Here is a 3,484-nt window from a genome sequence, read left to right on the forward strand (position 1 = left end):
GCCGGCGCGCTGCTGATGGCCGTCGCGGCGAGCCTCGTGGTCAGCCGCCACATCGGCATTCCGGCGATCCTGCCGGCACAGCGCCTGCTCGCGGTCGCGTGCGTCGTCTGGGGCGCCTGGGACATTGGTTGCCTGTCCCGAGCACCGCCGATCCGCGCGCCGCAGCTGCGCTGGTGGCCGCCGAAGATCGGCCTGGTCCGGCTCGTCCAACGGGTCCAGAGAAGGAGGCAGGATGGCTGAGGTGGATGGGTGGCTGCTGCTGGGCTTCGGCGGACAGGCCGTGTTCATGGGGCGGTTCGTCATCCAGTGGCTGGCCAGCGAGCGCAACCGCCGCAGCGTGATCCCCGTGTCGTTCTGGTACCTGAGCATCGCCGGCGCGCTCGTGCTGCTCGCCTATGCACTGCACCGGCGCGATCCCGTGTTCGTCGCCGGGCAGGGCCTCGGCGTTGCGATCTACCTGCGCAACCTGCGGCTGATCCGGCGCTCAGCGCACGGCGAGCAGGGAGACCTTGGCGGCCAGCACCAGCAGTACGGCGCCCACCGTCCGGTCGAGCCAGACGAGGCGCGCGCGCAGCCACGCGAGCACGGGGCGCGACGAGAACAGCAGCGCGACGAGCGCGAACCACAGCAGCCACTCGGCGACGAGCAGCGTCCAGAGCAGGGCGACGTCGGCCGTGGCCAGGTCCGGCTTCAATGCCTGGGACAGCACCGAGCCGAAGTACAGCATGGCCTTCGGATTCAGGAGGTTCGTGAGGAAGCCGCTGACGAACGCCTTGTGGCCGGCCTTGGCTGCCTGCGCCTCGGGCAACTGGCCGCGGGAACGCAGGCACTGGATGCCGAGCCAGGCGAGGTACAGCGCGCCGACGACGGCCAGGATGCGCGACAGGCCCGGCAGCGCGGCCAGCACGAGCGACATGCCGAGGACCGAGATGAGGACGTAGATGCCGATCGCCGTCGCGACGCCGGTGGCGGCCCACAGGCCGGCGCGGCGCCCGGAGACGATGGCGGTGCGGGTCACGACGGCGAAGTCGGGACCCGGTGAGATCAGCGCCAGCGCGTGGATGCCGAGGATGAGGAACAAGGTGTTGGGCGTCATGGTCTGAAGGCGGCGTGGACGGTGCCGGACATCGTAGCACCGTCCGCGTCAGTCCGCAGACCTCGACGTCACTCGCGCCCGAACGCCGGATTCGGACGCGTGAGGTAGTACCACTCGTGGTTCGGCTGGGCGTTCACGTCCGGGAACAGGATGCGGCCCGCGAATTCCGCGACGACGGGCGTGCCGTCCGCGCGCACGCCGATCTGTTCGCCTTCCGCGACGGGGTCGAAGCTGGCCCACTGGCGCGTGAACTGGTCGCCGGCGTCGAGCTTGTCGTGCACGACGACCATCTGCAGCGCTTCCATCTGTTCGAACGGGATGGGTTCCGGTTCCGGTGCGTCGATGATTTTCAGGAAGGCGAGGGTGTTCATGATCGCGGTGTACGCGACGTCCGGCGCGCGCGGGTCGAGGTGCTGGCCGCATTCGAGCGTCAGCGCGTAGCCGCCCGTGCTGCGCATGTATTCCGTCGTGCCCATGCCGTAACGCAGCACCGTTTGCAGTTCCTGCGCGTTGCCGCGCGAGCGGCGCTGGACGCCTCCGCCGTACGCGGCCATCCAGCCCGTGACGAAGCGGCGCACGCCCAGGCGGCGTGCCAGTGCGCGTTCCTGGCGCATGTGCGTGAAGGGTTCCAGCGGGCCGTCGTTGTCGAGCGGGCCGACCATCACGAACGGTTCGCCGTGCGCGGCGTTGAACGAGTGCAGGTCGAGCAGCACGTCGTGCTGCGCCAGCAGCGGGCACAGCCAGTTGGCGACGTGGTCTTCGAAGTCGTGCGGTTCCGCTTTCGGCGACAGGTCGCGGTTCAGGTTGCGGTCGCCCGAGCGCGTGTTCTGCGCATACGCCTTCGGGTTCACGATGGGGACGAAGGTCACGCCGCCGTTGACGATGGGGAGTGTACCGGCGTCGATCTCGGCCATGATCCGCTGGATGGCCTGGGTGCCGCACTTTTCGTTGCCGTGCGTGGCACCCATGATGATGACTCTCGGACCGGGGCCCTGGCCGGTGTAGTTGACGGACTTGAAGTGCAGCTGGCTGGCGGGGATCATGCGTCGTGTTCCAGGAAAAAAGAATGCCGGCATTGTAGCGTGCCGGCCCCGCCCATGGCATCATCCGTGGTTTTCGTAGAAGAATGTCAGCATGGACGGCGTCAATACGGGGACTGCGTCCCGCATCCACGGCCTCGACACCTTGCGCGCCCTTGCGGTCACGCTCGTCGTGCTGCACCACTACACGCTGTTCGTCAGCGACGCGCCCACGTTCGGCTGGGTCGGGGCGATGGGCTGGGCGGGCGTCGACCTGTTCTTCGCGCTGTCCGGCTACCTGATCGGCAACCAGATCTTCGCGGCGCTCGGTTCCGCCCGCGGGTTCGGCCTTGGCCGGTTCTACGTGCGGCGGCTGCTGCGCACGCTCCCCAATTTCTGGGTCGTGCTGGCCCTGTACGCGCTGTGGCCGGGGGGGCGCGGCGCCACGCCGATGCTCCCGCTGTGGCAATACCTGACGTTCACGCAAAACATCCATCTGCAGCCGGGCACCGCATTTTCGCACGCGTGGTCGCTGTGCATCGAAGAGCAGTTCTACATGCTGTTGCCGGCGGCCGCCATCCTCGGTGCCGCACTGGGGCAAGGTGGCGTGCGGCAGCGCTGGGCGTGGGGCGCGTTGCTGCTGGCCGTCGCGGGCGGCATGCTGGCCCGCGCGACGATCTGGCAGGACGGCGAGAATGCACCTAACCGACTTGGTTACTACTACCAGTACATCTATTACTCGAGCTGGTGCCGCGCCGACGAATTGCTGGCGGGTGTGGCGCTCGCGCTGCTGAAGCATCGTGCGCCCGGGTTGTGGCGCCGCTTGCTTGCGTACGGCGATGCGCTGCTTGCGGCCGGGGCCGCCGTCATCGGTGTCGCGTTTGCGTGGTTTCTTGACGATCACTATGGATTCGCGCAGACGGTCGCCGGCTACCCGCTGCTCGCCCTCGGTTTTGCCCTGCTGATCCTGGCCGCGCTGGCGCCGCATTCCCTGCTGCACCGCGTGCGCGTGCCGGGCGCGGCCGGCCTCGCGTTGTGGTCGTACGCGATCTACCTGACGCACAAATCCGTCAGCATCCTCGTCGCGCAACGGCTGGCGCAGGCGGGCCACGGGGCGGAGGAGGCGATCACGGTCGCCGCATGCATGGCGGCATCGCTGGCGGCCGGGGGGCTGTTGTACGTCCTCGTCGAGGCGCCGTTCATGCGCCTGCGCGCACGTTGGGATGCGGCACTCAGCCCCGCACCCGCACCGGCGCTTCGATGACGTCGAAGGCGGCCGGCATGTCGGCCAGCCAGGCTTGCAGGTGGGCGATGCGCATCGACGGGTCGTAGCCGTCCGTGGACGCCAGCGCCGCGCGCAGGCCGGGCA

4 protein-coding genes and 1 pseudogene are annotated in these 3,484 nt (G+C 68.9%); 3 read left to right on the top strand and 2 right to left on the bottom strand.

What is annotated here, in order from left to right; translation table 11 throughout:
- Positions 1 to 240 (top strand): hypothetical protein (locus ACEN88_RS27060; protein WP_413344635.1); only part of this gene is annotated, 240 nt, incomplete at its 5' end.
- A pseudogene (locus ACEN88_RS27065) lies at positions 233 to 457 on the top strand (lipid-A-disaccharide synthase N-terminal domain-containing protein); the annotation flags it as partial. The gene ACEN88_RS27060 and the pseudogene ACEN88_RS27065, both read left to right, overlap by 8 nt.
- A 27-nt stretch (positions 458 to 484) precedes the next feature.
- Here ACEN88_RS27065 and ACEN88_RS27070 read toward each other — a convergent pair.
- Together ACEN88_RS27070 and ACEN88_RS27075 are read right to left on the bottom strand one after the other, a co-directional pair.
- A complete protein-coding gene (locus ACEN88_RS27070) occupies positions 485 to 1,096 on the bottom strand; it encodes a LysE family translocator (protein WP_413344637.1) in 612 nt (203 codons plus the stop codon).
- A 68-nt stretch (positions 1,097 to 1,164) separates the two neighbouring features.
- Complete coding sequence (locus tag ACEN88_RS27075) at positions 1,165 to 2,139, bottom strand: succinylglutamate desuccinylase/aspartoacylase family protein (RefSeq protein WP_413344638.1); 975 nt, start codon at positions 2,137 to 2,139, stop codon at positions 1,165 to 1,167.
- A gap of 91 nt (positions 2,140 to 2,230) precedes the next feature.
- Between ACEN88_RS27075 and ACEN88_RS27080 the strand changes: the two genes are divergently transcribed.
- Entirely contained in the window at positions 2,231 to 3,379 is a 1,149-nt protein-coding gene (locus ACEN88_RS27080) for an acyltransferase family protein (RefSeq protein WP_413344640.1), read from the top strand.
- Positions 3,380 to 3,484: the final 105 nt, after the last annotated feature.

It is taken from the genome of Massilia sp. CT11-108 (genome assembly GCF_047302915.1).
Lineage (GTDB): Bacteria > Pseudomonadota > Gammaproteobacteria > Burkholderiales > Burkholderiaceae_D > Telluria > Telluria orientalis.

Coding starts and splice junctions, on each gene's coding strand:
- ACEN88_RS27080 (WP_413344640.1), top strand. CDS start 2,231: ATGGACGGCGTCAATACGGGGACTGCGTCCCGCATCCACGGCCTCGAC.
- ACEN88_RS27070 (WP_413344637.1), bottom strand. CDS start 1,096: ATGACGCCCAACACCTTGTTCCTCATCCTCGGCATCCACGCGCTGGCG.
- ACEN88_RS27075 (WP_413344638.1), bottom strand. CDS start 2,139: ATGATCCCCGCCAGCCAGCTGCACTTCAAGTCCGTCAACTACACCGGC.